General features: G+C 60.5%; 25 protein-coding genes. 15 read left to right on the top strand and 10 right to left on the bottom strand.

The window, feature by feature from the left end:
* Positions 1–2: 2 nt before the first annotated feature.
* From fliF to BM300_RS00765, 14 genes are all read left to right on the top strand, one after another.
* Positions 3–1,379 carry a flagellar basal-body MS-ring/collar protein FliF gene (fliF, locus tag BM300_RS00830; protein WP_092141987.1) on the top strand — a complete coding sequence of 459 codons (1,377 nt, stop codon included), beginning with the start codon at positions 3–5 and terminating at the stop codon, positions 1,377–1,379.
* Between the two features lie 4 nt (positions 1,380–1,383).
* Positions 1,384–1,836, top strand: coding sequence for a hypothetical protein (locus BM300_RS00825; protein WP_092461676.1), 453 nt, complete (start codon positions 1,384–1,386; stop codon positions 1,834–1,836).
* Positions 1,823–2,548, top strand: a complete 726-nt coding sequence (locus tag BM300_RS00820) for a FliH/SctL family protein (RefSeq protein ID WP_092461675.1) — start codon at positions 1,823–1,825, stop codon at positions 2,546–2,548. Before BM300_RS00825 ends, BM300_RS00820 begins: the two co-directional genes overlap by 14 nt.
* Entirely contained in the window at positions 2,526–3,878 is a 1,353-nt protein-coding gene (locus BM300_RS00815; RefSeq protein WP_092461673.1) for a FliI/YscN family ATPase, read from the top strand. The genes BM300_RS00820 and BM300_RS00815 overlap by 23 nt, the downstream gene beginning before the upstream one ends.
* On the top strand, positions 3,868–4,329 hold the full coding sequence (locus tag BM300_RS00810; protein WP_092461671.1) for a hypothetical protein: 462 nt from the start codon (positions 3,868–3,870) through the stop codon (positions 4,327–4,329). The genes BM300_RS00815 and BM300_RS00810 overlap by 11 nt, the downstream gene beginning before the upstream one ends.
* Positions 4,319–5,092 carry a hypothetical protein gene (locus BM300_RS00805; RefSeq protein WP_256575767.1) on the top strand — a complete coding sequence of 258 codons (774 nt, stop codon included), beginning with the start codon at positions 4,319–4,321 and terminating at the stop codon, positions 5,090–5,092. Before BM300_RS00810 ends, BM300_RS00805 begins: the two co-directional genes overlap by 11 nt.
* Complete coding sequence (locus BM300_RS00800) at positions 5,082–5,504, top strand: flagellar hook assembly protein FlgD (protein ID WP_013693099.1); 423 nt, start codon at positions 5,082–5,084, stop codon at positions 5,502–5,504. Before BM300_RS00805 ends, BM300_RS00800 begins: the two co-directional genes overlap by 11 nt.
* Complete coding sequence (flgF, locus tag BM300_RS00795) at positions 5,504–6,682, top strand: flagellar basal-body rod protein FlgF (protein ID WP_092461669.1); 1,179 nt, start codon at positions 5,504–5,506, stop codon at positions 6,680–6,682. Before BM300_RS00800 ends, flgF begins: the two co-directional genes overlap by 1 nt.
* A 3-nt stretch (positions 6,683–6,685) precedes the next feature.
* Entirely contained in the window at positions 6,686–7,423 is a 738-nt protein-coding gene (locus BM300_RS00790; RefSeq protein ID WP_256575766.1) for a FliM/FliN family flagellar motor switch protein, read from the top strand.
* Positions 7,424–7,438: 15 nt separating this feature from the next.
* Positions 7,439–7,744, top strand: coding sequence for a FliM/FliN family flagellar motor switch protein (locus BM300_RS00785; RefSeq protein WP_072338974.1), 306 nt, complete (start codon positions 7,439–7,441; stop codon positions 7,742–7,744).
* Positions 7,741–8,085, top strand: a complete 345-nt coding sequence (locus tag BM300_RS00780; protein WP_092461665.1) for a hypothetical protein — start codon at positions 7,741–7,743, stop codon at positions 8,083–8,085. Before BM300_RS00785 ends, BM300_RS00780 begins: the two co-directional genes overlap by 4 nt.
* Positions 8,086–8,095: 10 nt before the next feature.
* Positions 8,096–8,818 carry a flagellar type III secretion system pore protein FliP gene (gene fliP, locus BM300_RS00775; protein ID WP_170861992.1) on the top strand — a complete coding sequence of 241 codons (723 nt, stop codon included), beginning with the start codon at positions 8,096–8,098 and terminating at the stop codon, positions 8,816–8,818.
* 19 nt (positions 8,819–8,837) lie between these two features.
* The gene (locus BM300_RS00770) at positions 8,838–9,551 is read left to right on the top strand and encodes a sigma-70 family RNA polymerase sigma factor (RefSeq protein ID WP_092141966.1); all 714 of its coding nucleotides are present in this window, start codon (positions 8,838–8,840) and stop codon (positions 9,549–9,551) included.
* A 463-nt stretch (positions 9,552–10,014) separates the two neighbouring features.
* The gene (locus BM300_RS00765) at positions 10,015–11,541 is read left to right on the top strand and encodes an FAD-dependent monooxygenase (RefSeq protein ID WP_092461662.1); all 1,527 of its coding nucleotides are present in this window, start codon (positions 10,015–10,017) and stop codon (positions 11,539–11,541) included.
* Positions 11,542–11,566: 25 nt separating this feature from the next.
* Here the strand turns inward: BM300_RS00765 and yghU are convergent, their stop codons facing one another.
* The 5 genes from yghU to BM300_RS00740 form a co-directional block, all read right to left on the bottom strand.
* Positions 11,567–12,406, bottom strand: coding sequence for a glutathione-dependent disulfide-bond oxidoreductase (yghU, locus tag BM300_RS00760; RefSeq protein WP_092461660.1), 840 nt, complete (start codon positions 12,404–12,406; stop codon positions 11,567–11,569).
* 44 nt (positions 12,407–12,450) lie between these two features.
* Positions 12,451–13,185: a substrate-binding periplasmic protein gene (locus tag BM300_RS00755; protein WP_092221833.1), complete on the bottom strand. Its 735-nt coding sequence runs from the start codon at positions 13,183–13,185 to the stop codon at positions 12,451–12,453.
* Between the two features lie 26 nt (positions 13,186–13,211).
* The gene (locus tag BM300_RS00750; RefSeq protein ID WP_063321642.1) at positions 13,212–14,552 is read right to left on the bottom strand and encodes a diguanylate cyclase; all 1,341 of its coding nucleotides are present in this window, start codon (positions 14,550–14,552) and stop codon (positions 13,212–13,214) included.
* A gap of 1 nt (position 14,553) precedes the next feature.
* Positions 14,554–15,312: a substrate-binding periplasmic protein gene (locus BM300_RS00745; protein ID WP_092141951.1), complete on the bottom strand. Its 759-nt coding sequence runs from the start codon at positions 15,310–15,312 to the stop codon at positions 14,554–14,556.
* 122 nt (positions 15,313–15,434) lie between these two features.
* On the bottom strand, positions 15,435–16,430 hold the full coding sequence (locus BM300_RS00740) for an aldo/keto reductase (RefSeq protein ID WP_092461658.1): 996 nt from the start codon (positions 16,428–16,430) through the stop codon (positions 15,435–15,437).
* Positions 16,431–16,543: 113 nt separating this feature from the next.
* Here BM300_RS00740 and BM300_RS00735 point away from each other — a divergent pair, with 113 nt between their 5' ends.
* Complete coding sequence (locus BM300_RS00735; protein ID WP_092461656.1) at positions 16,544–17,467, top strand: LysR family transcriptional regulator; 924 nt, start codon at positions 16,544–16,546, stop codon at positions 17,465–17,467.
* A gap of 192 nt (positions 17,468–17,659) precedes the next feature.
* Here BM300_RS00735 and phnE (BM300_RS00730) read toward each other — a convergent pair whose 3' ends face one another.
* From phnE (BM300_RS00730) to BM300_RS00710, 5 genes are all read right to left on the bottom strand, one after another.
* On the bottom strand, positions 17,660–18,427 hold the full coding sequence (gene phnE / locus BM300_RS00730) for a phosphonate ABC transporter, permease protein PhnE (RefSeq protein ID WP_092461655.1): 768 nt from the start codon (positions 18,425–18,427) through the stop codon (positions 17,660–17,662).
* On the bottom strand, positions 18,424–19,251 hold the full coding sequence (phnE, locus tag BM300_RS00725) for a phosphonate ABC transporter, permease protein PhnE (RefSeq protein WP_092461653.1): 828 nt from the start codon (positions 19,249–19,251) through the stop codon (positions 18,424–18,426). Before phnE (BM300_RS00725) ends, phnE (BM300_RS00730) begins: the two co-directional genes overlap by 4 nt.
* A complete protein-coding gene (locus BM300_RS00720) occupies positions 19,245–20,045 on the bottom strand; it encodes a phosphonate ABC transporter ATP-binding protein (RefSeq protein WP_092461651.1) in 801 nt (266 codons plus the stop codon). The genes phnE (BM300_RS00725) and BM300_RS00720 overlap by 7 nt, the downstream gene beginning before the upstream one ends.
* Entirely contained in the window at positions 20,042–20,893 is an 852-nt protein-coding gene (locus tag BM300_RS00715; RefSeq protein WP_014339226.1) for a putative selenate ABC transporter substrate-binding protein, read from the bottom strand. Before BM300_RS00715 ends, BM300_RS00720 begins: the two co-directional genes overlap by 4 nt.
* A 364-nt stretch (positions 20,894–21,257) precedes the next feature.
* A complete protein-coding gene (locus BM300_RS00710) occupies positions 21,258–22,877 on the bottom strand; it encodes an inorganic phosphate transporter (protein ID WP_063321634.1) in 1,620 nt (539 codons plus the stop codon).
* Between the last annotated feature and the right edge of the window lie 272 nt (positions 22,878–23,149).

Raw genomic sequence — 23,149 nt, 5'->3', positions numbered from 1 at the left:
CCATGGAGAATCAACCGGTGTCCTCGTTCCTGGCGGGTCGTACTCGCGTCTTTCTGATGGGTGCCTTGCTGATTGTCGGCCTGCTGGCCGTGTCGGCGTGGTGGGTGATCCGACCGCAATATGTGGCGTTGTACAGAAACGCCGACGAGGCGTCCCAGGCCCAGATCCTGGCTACATTGAGCCAACGGCATGTGCCCTATCGGATCAATACGCAGCAGGGTGCGATTGAAGTCCTGGCCGATCATGCGGCCTCTGCCCGTATGTATCTGGCTGAGGCGGGTATCCCGACCCGTGGCGGCACGGGGTTCGAGTTGTTCGACAAGGCCGACTACGGTATGTCGGAGTTCAGCCAGAAAATCAACTACCAACGGGCCATGGAAGGGGAACTGGCGCGCACGATCATGAGCATGTCCGAAGTCGAATATGCCCGTGTGCACCTGACGTTCAAGAAAACCAGCCTCTACCAACAGGCGGAAGAACCACCCAAGGCTTCGGTGATCGTGCGTCTGCGTTCGGCGGGGACGTTGATGCCGCAGCGAGTCAGGGGTATTCAGCAACTGGTGTCGTCAGCGGTGGAGGGCATGACGCTTGAGCGCGTATCGGTGCTCAACGAAGACGGGCAGGTACTCAGTGCTTCCGATGGCGCAGCGGCGGCGCCGGAGCATCTGCAGTTGACGGCCCAGGTCGAGCAGGCGCTCAAACTGAAGGCCGAAGAATTGCTGGCGCGCCCGCTCGGTCATCGTGGCGTCGATGTGTCTGTGCGGGTGCTGATGAACTTTGACCGTGTCAAATCCATCAGCGAGCAACCGCTGACGAACAAAATGCGGCGTGAAAAACGCACGGAGTCCACCGAGAACTCCAGTGGCGAGTCCACGAGCAAGCGTTCCCAGAACAACCGGGAAATCGATTACGAAGTGGGTAAGGCGCGTGCTGAAACCGAGCATGCGGCTGGCAAAATCGAGCGCATTACCGTTGGTGTGGTGCTCAGCACACCGGTGTCGGACGCTCAAATGAAAGATATCCAGGCGTTGCTTGAAGCGGCGCTGGGGCTGGATCTCAAGCGGGGCGATCGCTTGGTAATGGTGTACATCCCCGATATGCCCGTGCCAGAAACAACGCCGGTAGCTGAGCCCTCGGTGCAGCCGGTGCCGGTGAGCAGCGCGCAGTTGCCTGCCCCCGTCGATGCTGAGCTGTCGTTGCCATGGGCGCGCTGGTTGGGTATCGGCTCGATGGCTGCCTTGGCGATCGCTCTGTTGCTGCTTTGGGTAAAAGGACGACGCAAGTCTGTTTCGGTCCCTGCCACGGTGCCGCGATTGACATCAGTCGAGCGCGAGCAATTGCTGGTGGACTTGCGCCGTTGGCTGTTGGAGGGGCGTTAACGTCATGGAATTCTCAGCGCTTCGTAAAGCGGCTATTCGCCTTGCCTGTTCTCATGCCGAAGACCGTGAGTGGATTCTGGCGCGACTGGAACCTGAGGAGCGGCGCCAGGTTGAGGTGCTGTTGGAAGAAATCAATCTTCTGGGATTGAGCAACGATCCTTCCGTTGTCGCGGCCCTGATGAGCGAGTTGGCAGTAGCGCCAGCGGCAGCCCGCACGACGCTCGACACTGCCCCCATCAAGGCCAGGCTTTCGAAAGCGACACATCCGTTTTGGAGCGCGTTGGTCCTTCAGTTGGAGACATCCACTGCACGCCGTGAAGTGTTGGGTGGCCTGGCCAACAGCAGTGAGATTCGTCGATGGGATGGCAAATTTGCCAAGCAGATCCTGCCTCCGGCACTGATGAATAGTTTAAAGACCCGGCTGGATGTCCAGGAGGCAGGCGATGAGCACGCCTAAGCCGCCCCTGTCGTCGACGGTGTTGCGTCAACCTTCCCAGAGCCTGGGGACTCGACGACTGCCAACCCTTGGCGCCAATGTCCAGACGAACACCTCGCCCAATGAAGAGCGTCAACCGGATGTGAAGCAGGCGTTGCGCGAGACCTTCGCGCTGGAGCTCGCGGAAATAGAGCGAGAGAGTCTCGAGAGGGGGTTATTGGAAGGCAGCAAGCAGGCCCGTACGCAACTGAGCGAGGCCCTGGCTCATCAGGAGCAGCAGTGGCTGAAGAAGGAGGCGTCCTTGCGTACCGCGCTCGAAACGGAACGCCTTCAACTCGCACGCTTGATTGAAGCCTTGGGGGCGCAACGGAAACAGTTGATGGTAGCCATGGAGCCCTCGGTAGGACGGCTCGCGCTGGCGGTGGTAACACGCCTTTTAGACCTGCATGCCGAAACGCGTCCGTTAATCGCCGACCTGGCGAGGCGGGCCATCGAAGAATATCAACTGGTCGGTCCACTGCGGATTCGTGTTGCCCGTGGCGATTACGAAACGTTGCTTCGGCTGGCGCCGGATGACGCACTATTGGCGTCGTTCCAGGTCGATCCGCAGGCCTCTCCAGGTAGCTGCCTGATCGACTTCGACGGCGGTCAATTGGATGTCGGTGTGCAGACGCAACTGGCCAATGTCGCAGCCGTGTTGAACGGGGGAGATGGCCGTGTGGCAGGGGCTTGAGCATCGACTGTTGACGCAGCTTACCCAGGCCCGACTCTGTCGGCGGATGGGCCGTTTGAGTTCGATTCAGGGCATGGTGCTGCACGCCACCGGCCTGGATGTCCGGCTGGGTGAGTTGGTCGACATCCACCCGGCTCGCGGTGGCGAAGCCATCGCGGCTGAGGTGGTTGGCTTGCGCAGTGAATCTACCCTGTTGATGCCTTATGGCCCGGTGGATGGTTTATGCCTGGCCAGCGAAGTCCATGCCCGTGGAACCCCTTACACGGTTCCCGTGGGGGCCAGTCTGTTGGGACGTGTCCTGGATGCGACCTGCAACCCCCTGGATGATTTGCCGGCCCCTGAAGGGCTGACGCGGATGCCGCGGTTCGTGGCGCCGATCAATCCTTTGCACCGTTCGCCGATCGACACCACGCTGCTCACCGGAGTGAAAGCCGTCGATGTCTTCACACCGCTTGGGCGCGGCCAGCGGATGGGTATTTTTGCCGGCAGTGGCGTGGGCAAAAGCACCTTGCTGGGCATGATGAGCAAATATGCAGAAGCCGATGTGATCGTGATCGCCTTGATCGGCGAGCGTGGTCGCGAGGTAGGGGATTTCATTCGCGACAGCCTGGGGCCGGAGGGTTTGAAAAAGGCTGTGGTGATCGCTGCGGCGGCCGAGCAACCGGCGGTTCTGCGACGCCAGGCAGCCTACACGGCGACGACAATCGCCGAATGGTTCCGGGCCCAAGGCAAGCATGTGCTGCTGATCATGGACTCGATCACCCGTTTTGCCCTGGCTCAGCGCGAAATTGGTCTTTCAACGGGCGAGCCCATGGGGAGCCGAGGCTATACACCTTCGGTATTTGCCCTGTTACCGCCGCTGATGGAGCGCGCTGGGGCGTTGTATGGGCAAGGCTCCATTACGGGGGTCTATACGGTACTGGTCGAGGGTGACGACATGAATGAACCCGTGGCTGACCATATGCGTGCCATTCTCGACGGGCATATTGTCTTGAGTCGCAGTGTGGCTGCCCGTGGGCATTGGCCGGCCATCGATGTGTTGCATAGCATCAGTCGATTGGTGGGCGCCCTGCATACCCAAGAGCGCAAAACCCAAGTCGAGCGCCTGCGGTCAGCCCTCGGCAATTATCAGAACAGCGTGGACCTGATCGAACTGGGCGCCTATGAAAAGGGCTCACAGCCGCTGCTGGACACCATGATCGACTTGAAGCCCGAGTTCGATGCGTTGTTGCAGCAAACCCCGCAAGAACATTTCTCCGCATCAAGCACCTGGCAAACGGTTCATCAGTTGTTCCAGCGGCTGGGCAAGGGGGTGAACGATGCAAGATGAGTGGCGCAAGTCGCGGCAGTTGAATGCGGCCTCTCGTTTGCGTGCCATACAGCGGGAAAGGGCGCAGCTCGCCTACAACCGCAGTCTCCGTGAGTTGGCCCAAGCCGAGCATCGGTTGAGGGTGGAGCAGGTACGCTACGACAGCGTCCAGGCGCACCATGAAGCGTCGGGATGCATTGGCGCCACGCTCGATCCCTCCCAGCACGAACAACGCCTATTGGCGCAGACAGCCGCTTTTCAGCGACTTGAAGCCGCGCATCAGCCCGTCATCGAGGCGCGAAGCCTGTCGCATTCGGCCATGTCACAGCTGCTCAAGTGCAAAGTGAACGAAGACCTGATCGACAAGGCCAAGGATCGACTGCAGGTGCTGCTGGATAAAGCGGCGCGCGAATACGAAGCCATCGACATTTTTGATGCACAGCAAGCTCAGGGGATGGGACATGGCCGTTAAAGTAGGGGCATCGTTGTGGACCATGGCGGCGGATCAGCAACGTCCTCCCGCTCGTGACACACAGGCCAAGGACTTCGAGCGAAAAATAGGCCTGTATGATCAATCACCCGCCTCAAACGAGAGCACAGGTCAGCAGCGCAACCCTCAGGTGATGTCAGAAGAGCGACTGGTGCACTCCGCCATTGCTGACGCGGATCTGGCGCGGGTTGTGCTATTGCGTTCCATCGGCGCGTCAACGTCCATGACTGCCGAGGCGCTTGAGCTGTATGCGCTGGGTGCGCACGCCGGGCATCACCTGTCTTATCTGCCCGATACATTCCTGGCGGAGCCGGGAGTGCACAGCGTTGCTTCAATCGACACTGAGCAAGCCTATTCAGCCCCTTCCAGCGCTTTGTCGACGACCTCGGCGATTTCCTCCGTGCCCGGTGCTGTCCTGGCACAAGGCTCCGATAGACCCCGGATCGAGCCCGTTACCATCGAGCAGCAGGGCACAGAGGACTCCACCGGTCAGCCGCTGTTGAGCTATTTGAATGGGAAATGGCCGGATCGACATTTTCAGTTCCTGCCTCGAGGTAAAGGTGTTGAGTTGTTGGTACGTGACTACCGGCTCACCGCGCAAGAACGCGATGAGCTGATAGAAGAGCTCGCTCGCCGGGCCTCATCGATGTCTGAACGCCCGCAGCAGATCTGGCTCAACGGTCAGCAGGTCTGGCGCGCATCGCCTCTTTCGAACGATTACATAGGTGAACACGATGGCCGTTGAAGCGATCGGTAATGAGCTGAGTTCCACCACGTCGGAGTTGGCCCAGAGCCGTCTGGGGCAGGAAGATTTCATCAAGTTGTTTTTGACCGAGTTGACATTTCAAGATCCGCTGGAGCCGATCAACAATCGTGAGTTCCTGGCGCAGATGGCGCAGTTCGCCAACCTTGAGCAAACCCGGATCACCAACGAAAACACCGACAACCTAGTGTCCATGAATGCCACTTCGCAGTCCCTGGGCCTGCTGGGGCGCCAAGTTGAAGTCAGCATCACCACGGGGGGAACGGCGATTGGCTCAGTGACGGCGATTGCGTTTTCGTCGACCGGGCCGGTGCTGTCAGTCAAACGAACCGACGGTACGGTCCTCACTGACGTGCGGCTGTCACAAATCAAACTGGTCAGGCAGGGGGCGTGATGCTGCAAGCTTTCTTTAATGGAATGAGTGGCCTGTTTTCCTTCGCCAAAGGCTTGGATAACGTCTCCAACAACGTGTCGAACATGAACACGCCCGGCTACAGGGGCAGCGATACTTTTTACCGCGCCGTTAACGGGCAGGATGGCCAGAGTTTTGGTTCAGGCATCGCCGGTACCCAAGTCCGTATCAAGCCGGGTGAGAATCGCCAGACCGGTAATAACACCAACGTGGCGATCAATGGTGCCGGTTATTTTGTTCTGCGCGATGAGCAGGGCGCGCTGTCATACACCCGCGCAGGGCAATTCGAGGTGGATAAGGACGGCTATCTGGTCGATACCATCAGCCAGCAACGCATTGCGGGTATCGACTCGTCCGGGAATCTGCGCGATATCAATATCCAGGGGCAGCGCACCTTGCCGCCGCAGGCGACCACTCGAGTCGAGATGGTGGGGGCCTTGGCTCGCACCGGTACTACGGAGGCGACCCATCAGATCAACGCGATCCAGGTGTTCGACTCGACCGGTGCGAGCCATACCCTGAGCGTAAAGTTCGAACCGAAAACGACGCCCGCCAATAGCTGGAGTGTCACGGTTTCCGACGCGAGCGGCGTTCAGTTGCAGACCGGCACCATCGCCTTCGGTATCGATGGCAGCCCCGCTACCGGTTTCAACACGTTGTCGGTCCCGTTGACGGTTAATGGCAAGGTCCAGAGCATCGTGCTGGATTTCGGAACACCGGGTAGCTTCAACTTGGCCTCCCAGGTCGCCAGCGGACCGAGCCATACACTGGGTGCGCGTGTGGTCGACGGTAGCGCAGTCGCCGGCCTGAATAGCTTCGCATTCGATGAGAAGGGCATCCTCAAATTCACCTACGCCAACGGCGAGAAACGTGATGGCAGCCAATTGGCGCTGGCGGATTTCGCGGATGAAAGTGCCTTGATCGCGGGCGCCAATTCGCTCTACCACGCGCCTTCTTCCATGAAGGCCGAGTTCGGCCGTGCGGGGGAGAAGCAGTTTGGGCGTGTCCAGGGTGGTTACCTGGAATTGTCCAATGTCGATCTGGCCCAGGAGTTCGGAGACATTCTGATTATTCAGCGCGGGTATCAGGCCAGCTCAAGGGTGATGACGGTCTCCAATGAAATGCTGGAGCAGTTGTACAACGGAACGAGAGGGGGCTGACCAATGAGAATGTTGGGATTTGTCGGCACGACTCGTCTGCGCATGGCCTGCGAGCGATTACCGGCCGTGGCCAGGCACTGGTATGAGCAGTGGTGTATGCCGGATGCACACCACACCTGCGAAGTGAGCTGTTCGGCCCTGGATGATTCAAGTGAGTGGGCATCGGCACTGGCTTGGCAGAGCGCCAAATCTGTCAATGGCTCAATCAGCCTGGCAGGTGATGGGGCTTCGATGATCTTTGGTCCTTTCATGCATGACGCGCCCGAGGACGAAACCGCGAGCCATCTGGTACGCGAAGCACAATTGGCGCTGATCAATGATGTGCTTGAGGTCCTCGGGCAAAGCGGCGTCTCCCATTTAACCGCTGAGTCACGCCGGCCGTCCTGGGGTTTACTCGGTGCCCAGGTATTGCTGCAACTGCGCGTCGGTCAATCGACGCTGCATCTGTCGCTGGATGCGGCATTGTTCAATGCTGCGCTTGAGAAGCCCGTTGCGCGCACGCCGTTGGTTGAGCGTAAGCACGCCTTGGGTAACGCTCGGGTGAAGTTGTCGGTGCGTATCCCCTTGGCAAGCCTCTCCATCGGTGAGATGCAGGACTTGCGTCCTGGGGACACCTTACGGGCCAGTGCATTGCTGGCCGATCCGGTCTCGCTACAGCTGGCCGAAGGCCCAGCGATCGCGAGTGGCTACTTGGCTAAGCAGCAAGGTCAAGTCGCCGTGCAGTTGATTTCCCATGAATGAATCAGGAGTGTTGGTGTGACGGCAACGGTAGATGCAATTGAGCTGGAAGAAGCCCGGATGGCGGCCAACGACGGGCAGTCACCGCTGATCAAGCGAGACATGAATTTGATCAAGCATGTGGTCGTGGAATTGGTGGTGCAGCTCGGTCACGCCTCCATGAGCGTGGATGAGTTGTTCGCGCTGAAGGCTGGCGACGTGGTCAAGCTGTTGGAGCAGGTCCATGAACCGGCGTCGCTGTGCCTGGACGGTAAACCGGTTGCCCGGGGCAATCTGGTGGCAGTCGATGACAACTTTGGCATTCAGTTGACGGAAATACTGTGACGTCTGAAACCGTAGCCCAACCGCTTGGATTAGCGTTACGGCAGGATGATCCGCTGTCGTTTGTGTTGATGATCAAAGTGATGCTGATTACGGCTGTTTTATTGGCCGTGGTCTACGGCGTGATGCGTTGGTACGCGCGACGTCAAGTGGGCACCGGCAAACCTTTAGCGGATCTGACCGAGTTGCATTGTGTACGCGCTGTGCGATTGTCTACCAAGACCAAGGTGTATCTGCTCAAGACCGAAACGTCTCAGGTCCTGGTCACTGAATCTTCAAATGGAGCGACCGTGACCCTCTTGCCAGAACAACCCTCATCCTCTGCGTTGGATGTCTGCCCTTGAAGTATTCGATATGACTCGCCGCTTGCTGTTCCTGATACTCAGTGGCTTTGCACCCTTCGCGGCAGCCGCGGATGACTTCTCTGAATGGGGAAGTTTGCACATCAATCAGATTCAATCGCCGGTCAGCGTTGTGGCCTTATTGACGGCGCTGTCGTTCCTGCCGTTTTTGGTCATTTCCCTGACCACGTTCACGCGCAACATTGTGGTGTTGTCGTTGACCAGGCAGGCATTGGGGTTGCAGCAGACGCCGCCGAATATCGTGTTGATCGTCCTGTCGATGTTCTTGACGTTGTTTGCCATGGCTCCAACCTTGGAAAAAGCCTATGACGCAGGCATCAAGCCATTCCTAGCGAACAAAGTAGGGCTTGACGGTGCCGCGTTGCAAGGTTGGGTGCCGATCCGCGATTTCATGATCAGGCAGACCCATGAAGAGGATTTGCGACTGATTTATGAATTGGCCAAGGATCCGCTGCCACAAGCACCGGAAGGGCTGTCCCCGGTGAAGCTGGTGCCGGCATTCATGTTGAGCGAGCTGAAACTGGCTTTTCAGATCGGCTTCATGATCTTCCTGCCGTTCTTGATCATCGACTTGGTGGTGGCGTCAATCCTGATGTCGCTGGGGATGATCATGGTGCCCCCGATCACGATTTCTTTGCCATTGAAGATCATGCTGTTTCTGTTGATCGACGGTTGGGGCCTGATTGCCCAGACGTTGATGCGCAATCTCGGCTAGGGCAAAGGTGCAGCCTTCCATGGTGACGGATGAGCCCAGCAATGAAGGCGATGACGAGCAAGCGTTGTGGCGCGACTGGCTGGACAGCAAAACAGAGGCGGCCAGGAGTCGGTTGTTCTTTTTTTATGGCCAGTGGCTTCGGATGATTGCCGGGCTTTTGTATTCTCGCTACCCGCATCCGTTGGCTGAGTGGGGGGATTATGTGAACCTGGCCTCGATTGGTCTTCTGCAGGCCATTGACCGGTTTAATCCGGGGTTGGGCACGCGTTTCCAGTCCTATGCCGAACCTTATGTGAGAGGTAGCGTTCTCAAGGGCTTGTCCTGTTACGTAAGTGATCGACGGCGCTATTACCGAGAGCGGTTGGAGAGTCTTTCCGGCATGCAAGAGGAGGGGCGAGCGGAGTCCGATCTGGAGCAGGTGGCGAACGTCGCTATTGGCTTGGCGTTCGGGCTGTTTTTGGAATCTGGGATCGTTGATCCGGAACCCAAGGACAATAACCCCCTAAGCCTCTACGAAGTTGAGCGTGAGAGCGACACGCTGGAGGCGTGCGTGAAGCTTCTTTCGGCGAACGAACAGCGGGTTATCCAAGCTCACTATCACCAGCATTTAAGTTTTACCGAGATCAGTGAACTCATGGGTGTTTCGAAGTCACGCGTTTCCCAATTGCACGCCCAGGCGTTGAAAAATATTCGGATAAGCCATGCAAGATTAATGGCCGGGGATAGTTGGTAGCATCGGTGGGCGAAGTAGGGTTCGGGCAAAGCCGCAGCAGATGCCGTTGGATCGGCGAAACCTAAGAAAACACTATAAAAAAAGTAAGACAATTGACTCAGCAGCACTGCACGCAAATCAGGCGCACTTGGATTCCACGACGGTTTGCAAACCCAGACTTGGTCGCTGTGTTGTATTGCGTAGCAGGCGAGGCAATGAAGCCGTTGGGCAAGGGCAGAGCCTTGAACCTCCCTGCCTTTGCTGACTGGCGCATTGGCTTTTTTCATGGTCATCGGACTGGGTGTGTCAGGCGAATTCGATGTTGACGGTCATGACGCCTTCGTGAGCAAGCCCGCTCCCACAGTAGCCACAGTGATCACAGAACCCCAGCAGTCAGCTCGCACGCCGCTCGTTCGTTGACATTCGGCCTTCCTCGACCATCATTAAGTGCCTCCAGAGTCATCACTTCTCCAGAGGCATGAACATGGCGCAAACGGACATTCTCATTGTGGGAGCCGGCCCTACGGGATTGGTCCTGGCTTTGTGGCTCACCCGGCAGGGGCTTGTTGTCAGGATCGTCGACAAGAGCAGTGGGCCGGGGGAAACCTCGCGTGCCATGGCCGTCCAGGCCCGCACACTTGAGCTGTATCGCCAGCTCGGCATGGCCGATGCGGTTATCGAAGCGGGGTACAAGACCCCGGCCATGAACATGTGGGCCCGGGGCAAACGCAAGGCGCGGATTCCTCTGGTGGAGGCTGGCGGGGATGTATCGCCTTATCCTTTTGTCCTCATATACCCCCAGGATCGTCATGAGCGGTTGTTGGTCGAACAGCTTCAGTCCCTGGGCCTCGAAGTCGAGCGGCAGACCGAACTGCTGTCCTTCGAGGACCGTGGCGACTACGTTATCGCGCGCTTGAAGCACGCCGATGGCCGCGAAGAAGTGCTGACGACTGCTTTCCTCGCAGGCTGCGATGGCGCGCGCTCGCTCGTGCGTCATCAGGTGGGAAGCGGCTTCGAGGGCGGCACCTATAAGCAGCTGTTCTATGTGGCGGACGTGTCTGCCAGCGGTTTCGAGCCTGCGGATGAGGCCCATATCGCTTTTGATAAATCCGAATTCGTGTTGGCGTTTTTCTATGGCGAAACTGGCCAATATCGCCTGATCGGTACGGTTCGCGACGAGCGCGCGGAACGTCCAGAGACGCTGACGTTCGAGGACGTTGGCCATGACGCGATCAACGGTCTGAACATCAGGATCAATGGCGTGAATTGGTTTTCCACCTACCGGGTCCATCATCGCGTCACGGATCAGTTCCGCTGGGGCAGGGCGTTTTTGCTGGGAGACGCTGCGCACGTCCACAGCCCGGCCGGTGGACAAGGCATGAACACAGGCATCCTCGACGCGATCAATCTGGCTTGGAAACTGGCGGCGGTCGTGAAGGGACAGGCGCCAGATGCATTACTCGACAGCTATCAGGCCGAACGCCAGGCGTTTGCGCAAAAGCTTGTGGAAACGACGGACCGGCTGTTCACCTTTGCAACCGCCCAAGGCAATTTTGCCGACTTCGTGCGCACGCGCATCGCACCGCTTTTTGCGAGTGTTGCCTACAAAAGCGAGAACGTGCGTGAGTACCTGTTCCGGATAGTGTCCCAAACCACCTTGAATTATCACGAGAGCCCGTTGAGTGCCGGCAAGGCCGGTGACGTACTGGGCGGTGACCGTTTGCCCTGGGTACCGGTGCCGGGCGCCGATAACTACGAACCGCTCGCCTCCATCGGCTGGCAGGTGCACGTCTACGGCGAGGCCCGGGCGGACCTGAGAGCCTGGAGCAGCCAGCAGCGGATCCCTCTGCACACGTTTACCTGGCAGGATGAGCATCATAAAGCCGGGCTGTGTCGGGACGCCGCCTATCTGCTGCGTCCCGACACCTACGTCGCCCTGGCGGATCCCCAAGCGTCTGCGGCAACGTTGAGCCGGTATTTCAGCGACCGGGGCCTGACGCTGCCGGCTTGAGCGCGTCAGGTGTGGCGATTGGCCCTTAGCCCAGATCCGCAGCCTCATGCCGCTCCGGCACCTGGCTCGCTTCGTCACCCCACGTGCGGTTGACACGCTGCCCGCGCAGGACGGCCGGTCGTTTGGCAATCGCCTCTGCCCAGCGCTGCACATGGGTGTATTCGTGAGCACTCAGGAATTCGGCGGCGCCGTACACGTTGTTGCGCACCAGTTGGCCATACCAGGGCCAGACCGCGATGTCGGCAATGGTGTAGTCATCGCCTCCCAGGTATTGGCTTTCGCCGAGGCGGCGATCCAGCACGTCGAGTTGACGCTTGGCCTCCATGGTGAAGCGATTGATCGGGTATTCGAGTTTCTCCGGCGCATAGGCGTAGAAATGTCCGAAGCCGCCACCCAGGTACGGGGCAGAGCCCATCTGCCAGAACAGCCAGTTCAGTGTTTCGGTGCGGCCCGCCGGATCGGTGGGCAGGAAGGCGCCGAATTTTTCCGCCAGGTACAGCAGGATCGAGCCGGATTCGAAGACCCGAATGGCGGGTTCCACGCTGCGGTCCAGCAGGGCCGGGATCTTGGAGTTGGGGTTGACCTCGACAAAACCGCTGGAGAACTGGTCACCTTCGCTGATGCTGATCAGCCAGGCGTCGTATTCCGCACCCGTATGACCCAACGCCAGCAGTTCCTCCAGCAGGATGGTCACCTTCACGCCATTGGGCGTGGCCAGGGAATACAGCTGCAACGGGTGTTTGCCAATCGGCAAGGTTTTTTCGTGAGTCGGCCCGGCGATAGGGCGGTTGATGCTGGCGAACTGGCCGCCAGACGGGGCGTCGTTTTTCCAGACCTTGGGCGGAACGTAGGACGCTTGGCTCATCGGGACATACCTCATCGTTTGCTTGTGATGTGATCCCCCAGAGTCTACCGCTGTTCGTTCATGATCCGCGCTACTTCACCGGAAGCCTTGAGCTGCTCGAAAGCGCGCTGGGCCCTGGCGACGACTTCGTCAGGTGTGCTCAGGCTGAACGCCAGGTGGACCCTGTGGGGTTGCTCGTCGAGGGTATAGACCTCTTGCAGGGAAGTGAAATCCACTTGGGCATCCTTGCTCATCAGGCGCGCGGTGTTCTCCGGCATCGGCAGCAGTTGGATCTGGTGATTCAGCAGCTTTTGAAAGTTGTCGTGGTTGTTGGCCGAGATGACCAGCCGGGTAAACCCACGCTGTTGCAGGTAAATCTGCTTGGCGTCATTTCGCACCACACCAATGCTGTACTGCTTGGCATCCTCGAGGTTGTTGACGGCGATGCCTTCACTGTCGCGCATCTTGTAGAGCCGGCTCGCCACCCGATGTATTTCACCGACCCATTTGAACAATTGCTCGCGGGCCGGGGTGCGGTCCAGCGGGAAAATCAATACGTTAGGCTCGTGCAGCGCCTTTTCGTAGGCCCGGGCCCACGGGTACAGCGACAGGCTGTAGTCGGTGAACTGCGCGTTTTTCAGCGTTTGTTCGGCGATGCGAATGCCCGGCCCGACGACCTTGTCGTCACGCTGGTAGGCATAGAGCGAATCTTCGGTCACGACTTCGATCGCCTCGGCGTGGCTTTGCAGGCTGATCGAGGTGAGTAGCAGGCACGAGCAGAGCATTAGGCGATAGTGCATATACAGACCTCATGGCACGTGATGGTTCACAGGGCGATGCAATCGCGCCCTTTATGTTTGGCCCGGTACAGCGCCTGGTCGGCGCGTTGCAGCAGTTGATCGAAATGGTCCATGGTCTCCGGGTCCAGCTCGGCGACGCCGATGCTTACGGTGACAAACGGCGATACCTTGGAGCCGCTGTGGGGCAGTTCACGTTCCGCCAGGCTTGCACGCAAACGTTGGGCGGCCTCGCAGGCCTGGGCGGCGTCGATGTTGGGCAGGACCACGACGAACTCTTCGCCGCCCACGCGCGCAGTCAGTTCGCCAGAACGGCCGAACACGCTGCGCAGGGTCTCGGCGATCTCTTTCAAGCACAAGTCGCCCTGCATGTGGCCGTAGGTGTCGTTGTAGATCTTGAAGAAATCGACATCGCACATGAGCACCGCCAGCGGGGTCTTGTGGCGGATCGCCCGGCGAAACTCGATCTCCTTCAACTCGTCGAAATAGCGACGGTTGGCCAGCCCCGTCAAATCATCGTGACGTGACAGTGCTTCGAGGGCCTGGTTGGCCGCCTTCAATTCTGCGGTGCGCGCCTCGACCAGTTCGGCCATTTGGTCGCGGCTGGCGGCAAGCGCCAGTTCGTCTGAATGCTGGCGCTCCAAATGGGCGCGCAGGTTGTCCTGGAGGGTATTCACCTGGCGTTCGAGCAGGCTCAGCTCGTCTTGGCGCCGCACCGCCCGTTGCAGCTTGAGGTGACGCTTGAGGGTTTGCGGCGCCAGTTCGCCCAGGTGCCGGGCGATGTGCACCACATGCACGGTCACCAGGCGGTTGAACACGGTCATGATCAACCCGGCCAGCAGCAGGGACTGGATGAGCTGGGTGATGACGATGCTGCGTGCTTCGCCCCAGAGGCGCTCCCACAGCAGGTTATTGTCGCCTTCGATGGTCAGCTCGCCGACCTTTTCATGGGCCCCGGCGTAGGGCTGCGCGATGAGTTGGCGATGCAGCACCGGCACCACGCCCGATTGAGCGACGGGGTATCGATTGAGTTCGATGACTTCAGGCGCTTGCCCGGGGCGCAGGATGTTCAGCACCAGGCGTCCCACGGGTGCTGCCATGGCGACGCTGGCGATTTGCTGGTCGAGGGATTCACGGTCCAGTTCCCAAATGGCATGGGCCAGGGTGTTCTGGAACACTTGGTCGATCAGGGCCAGCTCCGAATTCATTTCCGCCAGGTTGTTTTCCCAGGCCATCCAGGTACGCCAGGTGACCATCACCAGGGTAAAAAGCAGGCAGAACAACAGCGTTGCCAGTACCAGGCGGCGTCCCAGGGAGCTGAACGCCTTGGTCTGTGGTTGTGAGGAGGCCGTACGAAAATTGGCATCCATGTCATAACCATTTGCGCAGGATGGCATCGTAGACGCCATTGCGTCGGATGGTCTCCAGGCCCGCACGGAATTTCGCCACCGTATCGGCAGGCGTATTGCGGCTGAACGCCATGCTCAAGCCGTCGGCGCTGCTTAGCTCGGGCAGCGCCAGCGAACGGATCAGCAACTTGTCCGGGTCTTCGCCATTCTGGCGCGTCAGGTACAGCGCGTTGAGCTCATTGGAAATCCACAGCTCCACGTGATCGACCTTGAGCTTGCGGTAGTTGTGTTCGTACTTGGTGCTCGACTGCAGTTCTTCGCCGATGCGAAAACCCTTCGATACCAGGTATTGCTCACCCACGTCCTGATTGACCGTGGCGATCTGGTGCCCATGGGCATCGGCCAGCGAGTCGAGTTTCACCGGCCGGTCCGCCAGCGAGTAGATGTACCACTGCGTCGGGCCGATGCTGCCGACCCACTGGAAAAGCGATTCGCGTGCAGGCGTGCGGACGATCGAGTAGATCAACACGTTGCTTTCATTGAGCGCCAGTTCGTAGGCCCGGGCCCACGGCATGGAATGGATAGGCGCGTCCATGCCGACCTCCTTGAGCACGGCTTGGACCACCTCGGTGCTCATGCCGGTCATTCGGCCGTTCTGCGTCATGTTGTAGGGCGGTAGTTCCTCGGTCACGATGCGCAGCGGCGCCTCTGCCGCACAAACACTTGCAGTGAGGAACATCAGGACGCCCCACACTAGCAGGCGATTCAGCGGCAAACCCATTGATCATTACCCTATGCAACTGGCAGAGCCCGGAGGTCTGGGAGCTATTATTGATAGGGTTATCGGCTGGGCTGGCGCCTGCTTGAATCCGGTCTGTCGAAACCGCCAGCCCAGCCGAAGGATCAACCGTTCAACAACGTCATTGTGTGCGCCTGGTATCGGTCGCCCGCCACGGCACCTTCGCCTGCGAAAATCCCATCCAGCCGGGCCAATTCACCAGCGCTCAACACCACCGAAGCCGCTGCCACGTTGCTTTCCAGGTACTTGCGTTGCTTGGTGCCCGGGATCGGGATGACATGGTCACCCTGGGCCAATACCCAGGCCAAGGCCAATTGCGCAGCGCTGATGCCCTTGTCCAAGGCCAATGCCTTGACCTGCTCTACCAGCACCAGGTTGCGATTGAAGTTGTCGGCCAGGAAACGTGGGTTGAAGCGGCGATAGTCATCGGCGGCGAAATCCTCCGGTGATTTCAGCTCGCCGGTCAAAAAGCCCCGGCCCAAGGGGCTGTAGGCGACGAATGCAATGCCCAGGCGCCGGCACGTATCGAGCACGCCATTGTGTTCGGGCTCACGGGACCACAGCGAGTATTCGCTTTGTACCGCTGCCAGGGGATGCACGGCGTGGGCTCGCTGGATGGTCTCGGCACTGGCTTCGGAGATCCCGATGTGGCGGACCTTGCCGGCCTTGACCAGCTCGGCCATGGCGCCGATGGTTTCTTCGACGGGCACTTCAGGATCGATGCGGTGCTGGTAGTAGAGGTCGAGGTAATCGGTATCGAGACGCTTGAGGCTGCCATCGACAGATTGCCGGACGTAGTCGGGGCGACCATTGACGCCGCGGGCATGGGGATCGCTGCTGCGCACCAGGCCGAACTTGCTCGCCAGGTACAGGTTTTCACGCTTGCCACGCAGGGCCCGTCCGAGCAGTTCTTCGTTGGTATGCGGCCCGTACATGTCGGCGGTGTCGAACAGCGTCACGCCCAACTCCACGGCGCGGTGCAGCGTGGCAATCGCTTCGCGCTCGTCCACGCCCGTGGTGTAGAAATCCGACATGCCCATGCAGCCCAGGCCGAGGGAGGAAACGTGAGGGCCGTGATGGCCGAGTTGGCGAGTCTTCATGTTGATAGCTCCTGGAAATGAACGACCTGTGCAGTCTCTATCAAGGGGTTTCCTGGATAAATCCACGATTATTGGTTTAACTATTCGTGATATCTAAATAGTGAGGCGTGAGATTGGACCGATTACAGGCCATGCAGGTGTTCCGGCGCATCGTTGAACTGGGCGGTTTCGGCAAGGCGGCCGATGACCTTGGACTGCCCCGGGCCACCGTCAGCCTGCTGATCCAGCAGTTGGAAGCCCATCTGGGCGTGCAACTGTTGCAACGCACCACCCGCCAGGTGCGCGCAACGCTCGATGGGCAAGCGTATTACCAGCGCAGCGGCCAGTTGCTGGACGACCTTGATGACCTGGAAAGTTCGCTGTCGGTGCAACGGAGCCAGCCGCGCGGCACCTTGAAGGTGGACATGCCCATTGCCTTTGGTTGCACCTGGATCCTGCCGCGCCTGCCGGATTTCTACCGGCGCTACCCGGCGTTGCAGTTGGACATCGGTTTCCACGATCGCCAGGTTCATCTGCAGCGCGAAGGCGTGGATTGTGCAATCCGCGCCGGCAATGTCGTCGACCAGGCGCTGGTGGCGCGCCCCATCGTGCGCCTGCATCAACTGACGTGTGCCAGCCCTGGCTATCTGGCCCGCGCCGGCACGCCCGGGCGGTTGGACGATTTGACGGCGCACCGGGCCATTGGTTTTGCGTCCGGCAATGGGCGGTTTTTCCCGTTTGAATTCGAGGTGGCGGGGCGGCTGCGCGAAATGCAATTGCCCAGTGACTTGAACGTCAACAATGCCGACGCCTATGTGACCGCCTGTGAAGCGGGATTCGGCTTGATTCAGGTGCCGCGTTATCACGTGCAACGGCAATTGGCCGAAGGCCGGCTGGTGCAAGTGCTCGACCACTACAGCGTGCCGTCGTGGCCGATCTCAGCGGTGTACCCGCCCCATCGACAGTTGTCGCCCAGGGTGCGGGTCTTTATCGACTGGGTGATCGAGCTGTTGCAGGGAGACGCGGCTGCCCAGATGGCACTGATGGAGAGGGTGTAGAGCAGTGCCGAATCGCTGTGGGAGCGAGCCGCTATCAGAGATTCGATCGTTCCCGCGTGGGAATGCCGCTTCGGACGCTCCGCGTTCGGCTTTTGAGTGGACGCAGAGCGTCCATGGCTGCATTCCCACGCGGAGTGGGAACGATCGACAGGTTGTGTGGTTTCACGGAAAGTGTTGGTTTTGCCTAGGGCTTCAAGCCTTGACCCAGCGTTGACGGCTCCAGCTGCTCAATGTGTCGACCGCGAAAACCAGCAGCAACATCGCCAGGATCACCGTGCTGCCCTGGGCCTCCTGGAACAGGCTGAGGCTGACGTAGAGCATTTGCCCCAGGCCCCCGGCACCGACGAAGCCGAGCACGCTGGCCATGCGGATATTGTTTTCCCAGCGGTACAGGACATACGCCAGTAGCTGGGGCAAGAGGTTGGGCAGTGTGCCGTAGCAGAACGCCAATACCGCATTGCCACCTTGCAGGCGGATGGCGTCGGCAGGTTCCGAAGGGGTATTTTCCAGGGCTTCGGCGAACAGCCGGCCGAGCACGCCGGTGGTGTGCAGGGCCAAGGCAAGGGTGCCGGCATTGGGGCCGAGCCCGGCGGCCAGGACCATCAGCGCCGCCCACACCAGTTCCGGAACCGCGCGCAAGGCATTGAGCACCAGCCGCGAAGCACTCTGCAGGGGCCAGCCGAAGCGCCCGGCCGCCGGCAAGGCCAATAGCAGGCCGAACACCGCCGCGAGCAGGGTGCCGAGGGCGGACATGGCCAGGGTTTCCAAGGCGCCGTGACCGATGGCTTTCAGGTGGCCCGGGCTCAGGTCCGGGCTGAGAAAGCGCTGCGCATAAGCGCCCATCTGGTGCAGGTTGCCGCTGTCGCCGAGTTCGCCCAAGTCGATGCCCAGGTAGACGAACGAGGCAATGACTGCCGCACCGATGCCCAGGACAATGACCGCGTTGATCAGGCGATTCATGCCAGCCTCCAGCGCAGCAGGCGGCTGAGTTGATCGGCGAGCAGCACCAGCACCAGGAACGTCAGCAGCAGGCTGGCCACTTCACCGCCGGCGAACATTCGCAGCGACAGGTCCATCTGCTGACCCAGGCCTCCGGCACCGACGAAGCCCATCACTACCGAGGCGCGGATGGCGCATTCCCAGCGATACACCGTGTACGACAACAGTTCGGCCGCGACATTGGGCAGGATCCCGTAGCAGAAAGCGGCGAGCCGGCTGCTGCCAGATTGCAAGAGCGCATGGGCCGGACGCTGGTCGACCGACTCGTAGATTTCCGCGTAGACCTTGCCCAGCATGCCGCTGTAGGTAATGGCGATCGCCAGTACGCCGGCCGTGGGACCGAGGCCGACAGCACGGACGAAGAGCAAGGCCCAGACGATTTCCGGGACGCTGCGCAGGAAGATCAGCAGGCCGCGCACAGGCCAGCGCAGCAGTTGGCCCCAATACCCCGGGTGCCCGGCACGGGAGGCCGCCGACAGCGACAAGGCGCGGCTGGCCAGCAGGCTCGCGGGCACCGCCAACAGCAGCGCCAAGGCCATGCCGGCCGTGGCGATCGCCAGCGTCTGCAAGGTGGCTTGCCACAGCAGTTCGACAAATTCGTCGCCATGGGCTGGAGGCCAGAAGGCCGCTAAAAACCGGCCCATTTCGCTCTGGCTGTCCCCCGCCACCAGCACGCGAAGGTCCAGTTCGCTGAACTGGATGCCCGGCCACAGCAAGACGAGGGCCAGCAGAGTGAGCAGCAGGCGCGGGCGGGTAGCGGGGTCTCGGGTATCGCGTATCAGCATCGGGGGATCTGCACGCTCAAGGAAGAGGGGGGTGTTGTTGGTGAAGACTGCAGTTGTTCGTTGGCGTAAAGCGTGTCGAGCAACGGACGGTCGACCGCCTCGGTTGGCAGGTCGAACAGGATCTGCCCGTCCCGCAGGCCGATGACCCGGGAAAAGTGCGCCAAGGCCAGATCCACCGCATGCAGGCTGGCGACCAGGGTGACGTTGTGTTCCCGGGCGTGGCGGCAAAGCACCGAAAGCGTGTGCTCGGCCAATACCGGGTCCATGGCCGAAACCGGTTCGTCGGCCAGCAACACCTCCGGTGCCTGGTACAACACCCGGGCAATGCCCACGCGTTGCAGTTGGCCGCCGGACAGCTGCTGGCATTGGGCGAACAGTTTGTCGCCCAGGTCCAACTGGGCCAATGCCGCCCTGGCACCTGGAATATCCAGCGGGTGCAACAGGTTCAACAGGCTTTTGCCGATGCTCCACTGACCGAGCTTTCCGGCCAGGACTGCCGTGACCACACGTTGGCGCGGCGGCAGCGGGGGCGATTGGTGGATCAGGCCGATGCGTGCGCGCAGGCGTTGACGCTGGCGGGCAGACAGCTGCCAGGCGCGTTCGCCGAGCAACTGCAGCTCGCCGTTACCCGGGCGCAGGGCGGTGGCCAGCAGGTTGAGCAGGCTCGACTTGCCCGCGCCGGACGGGCCGATGATGGCGACCTGCTCACCGGCGCCGATGTGCAGGTCAATGCCCCGCAGCGCCTGGACGCCGTTGGCATGGGTAACGCTGACCTGGGTCAGTTGCAGGGTCATTTGAGCAGTTCGGCGGCGCGTGCGGCTTCCTCGATGCCCTTGTAGTTCTCAGGCTTGGTTTCGATGAAGCGACTGGCGGCCTGCAGATCGAGGATTTCCTTGTCCTTCGGGTTGGCCGGATCGAGTGCCAGGAAGGCTGCCTTTATCTTGGCCGCCAACGCTGGGTCGAGGGTACCGCGCACCGTCCAGTTGTAGTCGAAGTAGGCAGGGGTGGTGGCGAAGACCTTGACCTTGGTCGTGTCGACCTTGCCGGCAGCGACCAGTTTTTCCCAGACACTGGCGTTCAGTACGCCAGCGTCCACCTTGCCGGCCTGGACCCAGGCGACGGTGGCGTCATGGGCGCCCGAGTAGCCCACACGACTGAAGTAGCTTTCAGGCTTGATGCCGTCCTTGAGCATGAAATAGCGCGGCATGAGGCTACCGGACGTCGACGACACCGAACCGAAGGCAAAGGTCTTGCCCTTGAGGTCGGCGAGGGATTTAACGGCCGGATCGGCGGTGATGAATTTACTGGTGAACTGGGCGTCCTGTTCGCGCTGTACCAGGGGAATGGCATTGCCGGTTTTCAGGCGTGCCTGCACGAAGGTGAAGCCGCCCAGCCAGGCCATGTCGATGCGGTCGGTGGCCAGCGCTTCGACCACGGCGGGGTAGTCGCTGACGGGTACGAACTCGACTTTCATGCCGGTTTGCTGTTCCAGATAGGCACCCAGCGGCTTGAACTTGCGCAGCAGCTCGGTCGGGGCCTCATCGGGAATCGCACTGACTTTCAAGGTGTCAGCGGCCTGGGTCAGCAGGCTGCTAAAAGACAGGGCAACGCCGACGGCCAATGCCAGGGAACGCTTGAGCATGGAGGATCTCCGGTACATGAAGGCAAGGAATGGTGAAGCATCACGCCCACGGGGATGGCGGTACGCCGCTCTGTGAGGGTAGACGAAGGAGAGCGATATTAACCGTTTCTGGCCTTGAACTCACTCATTCCCCCGTGGCGAGGGAGCTTGCTCCCGCTGGCCTGCGCAGCAGGCCCCAGCATGCTGACAGGCAGACCGCATTGTCTGGTTTTGCGACTGCTGCGCAGCCGAGCGGGAGCAAGCTCCCTCGCCACAGGTTCTGGGTTGTCTGGGTTGACGCTATCGCGAGCAAGCTCGCTCCCACAGGGGGGAGGCGGGCGGGAGAACCGGGGCCTCGTCGGGTGAGGCCTCGGCGAATGAGAGGTCAGAACAGCTTGGTGAACAACCAGTAGAGGCTGCCGGAAAGGAGGATGGCAGCAGGCAGCGTCAGTACCCAGGCCATCACCAGGTTGCGAATGGTGCGCATCTGCAAGCCCGAGCCGTTGGCGACCATGGTGCCGGCCACGCCGGAGGACAACACATGGGTCGTGGACACCGGCAAACCGAACATGTCGGCGGCGCCGATGGTCAGCATGGCGACGGTTTCGGCCGAGGCACCTTGGGCGTAGGTCAGGTGGGACTTGCCGATTTTCTCACCCACCGTCACCACAATGCGCTTCCAGCCGACCATGGTGCCCAGGCCGAGGGCGATGGCCACGGCGATTTTCACCCACAGTGGAATGAACCGCGTGGAATTGTCGATCTGCTGTTTGAACAATTGCAGCTGGGCGCTGGTGTCGGCGTCGAAGTTGCCGACCTTGTTCTTGTCCATCAGGCGAATGGTTTCGCTGGTCAGGTACATGTCGTTGCGCACGTTGCCCACGGCTTCGGCGGGGACCCTGGCCAGCGAGCCGTAACCCTTGACCTCGGCGCCAATGCTGCCGGTCATCGCAGCCAGGGCCGGAACCAATTGCGGCGTCGCCTCCTTGCTGCCCACGTAGGTGGAAAGGATCGCTCGCGGATTTTCCGGGGCCGGCAGCGGCGAGTGCTTGACCAGGGCTTGCTGGGTGACTTGCGCCACGGCGGCGAATTGCAGTGCCTGGTCGGCCGGCATGGTGCGGTTCAGCGCATACGCCATCGGCAGGGTGCCGACCAGAATCAGCATGATCAGGCCCATGCCTTTCTGACCGTCGTTGGAGCCGTGGGCGAATGACACGCCGGTGCACGTCAGGATCAGCATGCCGCGTATCCACCAGGGCGGCGGAGTATTGCCTTCCGGGGCCTTGTACAGCGAGCGGTTCTTGACGAAGGCCCGCAGGGCCAGCAGCAGCAAGGCAGCGCAACCGAAACCCACTAGCGGCGACAGCAGCAACGCATAGCCAATCTTGGTCGCCTGGGCCCAGTCCACACCGCTGGTGCCGTCACGCCCGTGCATCAGGGCATTGGCGACGCCCACGCCGATGATCGAGCCGATCAGCGTGTGGGACGACGACGCCGGCAAGCCCAGCCACCAGGTGCCCAGGTTCCACAGGATGGCGGCGATCAGCAGGGCGAAGATCATGGCGAAGCCGGCAGAGGAACCGACTTGCAGGATCAGTTCCACCGGCAGCAGGGCGATGATGCCGAAGGCCACGGCGCCGCTGGAGAGCAGCACCCCGAGGAAGTTGAAGAAGCCCGACCAGGCCACGGCGAAGTTCGGCGCCATGGAGTTGGTATAAATGACGGTGGCCACGGCGTTGGCGGTGTCGTGGAAACCGTTGACGAATTCGAAGCCAAGGGCAATCAGCAGCGCCACGCCCAACAGCAGGAACGGTGTCCAGGTGGTCACCACGGTGCCCAGTTCGTTCATGTCGTGCATCAGGCTGTAGGCGGTAAACAGCAAACCGCAGCCCAGCACGGCGAAAAACACCACCAGGGTGATTACACTCGGTTTGCGGTTGAGCTGCGGTCTTGAACTGGGGGCGATGGAACTCGATGAGTCCATGACCAGGGTCTGGTTTGTCATGATGAAATCCGATTCGGTGAGCAGTGGGGTTGTAAGGCTCGGTGCCGGGCATCCCTGGCGGGCTGTGAAAGTCCCGGGGCACGATACGCGTCGGTGGCTTCGGACTGCGCAAGCATCTTCTTGTCGTCCCGCTGTGGCAGTTCGATGGCCGGCAATCGCACCGCTTCATCCACGCTAGTTGCAATTTGTTACATGGCGGTGACTGACATCTGTGCTTCACGCTTTTTCCCCTGGCTAAAACGTTTTTCCCAAGGGGATGTCGGCAAGATTGG

The organism is Pseudomonas sp. NFACC46-3 (assembly GCF_900114515.1).
Taxonomy (GTDB): Bacteria; Pseudomonadota; Gammaproteobacteria; order Pseudomonadales; family Pseudomonadaceae; genus Aquipseudomonas; species Aquipseudomonas fluorescens_Q.
Note: the sequence above shows the minus strand (reverse complement) of the source record. Positions and strands in the feature narration are given on the sequence as shown.

Bases quoted from the DNA above. Each gene is read 5' to 3' on its own strand.
- yghU (WP_092461660.1), bottom strand. From the start codon at position 12,406: ATGAGCCAAGCGTCCTACGTTCCGCCCAAGGTCTGGAAAAACGACGCC.
- BM300_RS00820 (WP_092461675.1), top strand. From the start codon at position 1,823: ATGAGCACGCCTAAGCCGCCCCTGTCGTCGACGGTGTTGCGTCAACCT.
- BM300_RS00805 (WP_256575767.1), top strand. From the start codon at position 4,319: ATGGCCGTTAAAGTAGGGGCATCGTTGTGGACCATGGCGGCGGATCAG.
- BM300_RS00710 (WP_063321634.1), bottom strand. From the start codon at position 22,877: ATGACAAACCAGACCCTGGTCATGGACTCATCGAGTTCCATCGCCCCC.
- BM300_RS00815 (WP_092461673.1), top strand. From the start codon at position 2,526: ATGGCCGTGTGGCAGGGGCTTGAGCATCGACTGTTGACGCAGCTTACC.
- BM300_RS00715 (WP_014339226.1), bottom strand. From the start codon at position 20,893: ATGCTCAAGCGTTCCCTGGCATTGGCCGTCGGCGTTGCCCTGTCTTTT.
- phnE (WP_092461653.1), bottom strand. From the start codon at position 19,251: ATGCTGATACGCGATACCCGAGACCCCGCTACCCGCCCGCGCCTGCTG.
- BM300_RS00720 (WP_092461651.1), bottom strand. From the start codon at position 20,045: ATGACCCTGCAACTGACCCAGGTCAGCGTTACCCATGCCAACGGCGTC.
- phnE (WP_092461655.1), bottom strand. From the start codon at position 18,427: ATGAATCGCCTGATCAACGCGGTCATTGTCCTGGGCATCGGTGCGGCA.
- flgF (WP_092461669.1), top strand. From the start codon at position 5,504: ATGCTGCAAGCTTTCTTTAATGGAATGAGTGGCCTGTTTTCCTTCGCC.
- BM300_RS00810 (WP_092461671.1), top strand. From the start codon at position 3,868: ATGCAAGATGAGTGGCGCAAGTCGCGGCAGTTGAATGCGGCCTCTCGT.
- BM300_RS00825 (WP_092461676.1), top strand. From the start codon at position 1,384: ATGGAATTCTCAGCGCTTCGTAAAGCGGCTATTCGCCTTGCCTGTTCT.
- BM300_RS00765 (WP_092461662.1), top strand. From the start codon at position 10,015: ATGGCGCAAACGGACATTCTCATTGTGGGAGCCGGCCCTACGGGATTG.
- fliF (WP_092141987.1), top strand. From the start codon at position 3: ATGGAGAATCAACCGGTGTCCTCGTTCCTGGCGGGTCGTACTCGCGTC.
- BM300_RS00790 (WP_256575766.1), top strand. From the start codon at position 6,686: ATGAGAATGTTGGGATTTGTCGGCACGACTCGTCTGCGCATGGCCTGC.
- BM300_RS00740 (WP_092461658.1), bottom strand. From the start codon at position 16,430: ATGAAGACTCGCCAACTCGGCCATCACGGCCCTCACGTTTCCTCCCTC.
- BM300_RS00755 (WP_092221833.1), bottom strand. From the start codon at position 13,185: ATGCACTATCGCCTAATGCTCTGCTCGTGCCTGCTACTCACCTCGATC.
- BM300_RS00770 (WP_092141966.1), top strand. From the start codon at position 8,838: ATGGTGACGGATGAGCCCAGCAATGAAGGCGATGACGAGCAAGCGTTG.
- BM300_RS00745 (WP_092141951.1), bottom strand. From the start codon at position 15,312: ATGGGTTTGCCGCTGAATCGCCTGCTAGTGTGGGGCGTCCTGATGTTC.
- fliP (WP_170861992.1), top strand. From the start codon at position 8,096: ATGACTCGCCGCTTGCTGTTCCTGATACTCAGTGGCTTTGCACCCTTC.
- BM300_RS00800 (WP_013693099.1), top strand. From the start codon at position 5,082: ATGGCCGTTGAAGCGATCGGTAATGAGCTGAGTTCCACCACGTCGGAG.
- BM300_RS00750 (WP_063321642.1), bottom strand. From the start codon at position 14,552: ATGGATGCCAATTTTCGTACGGCCTCCTCACAACCACAGACCAAGGCG.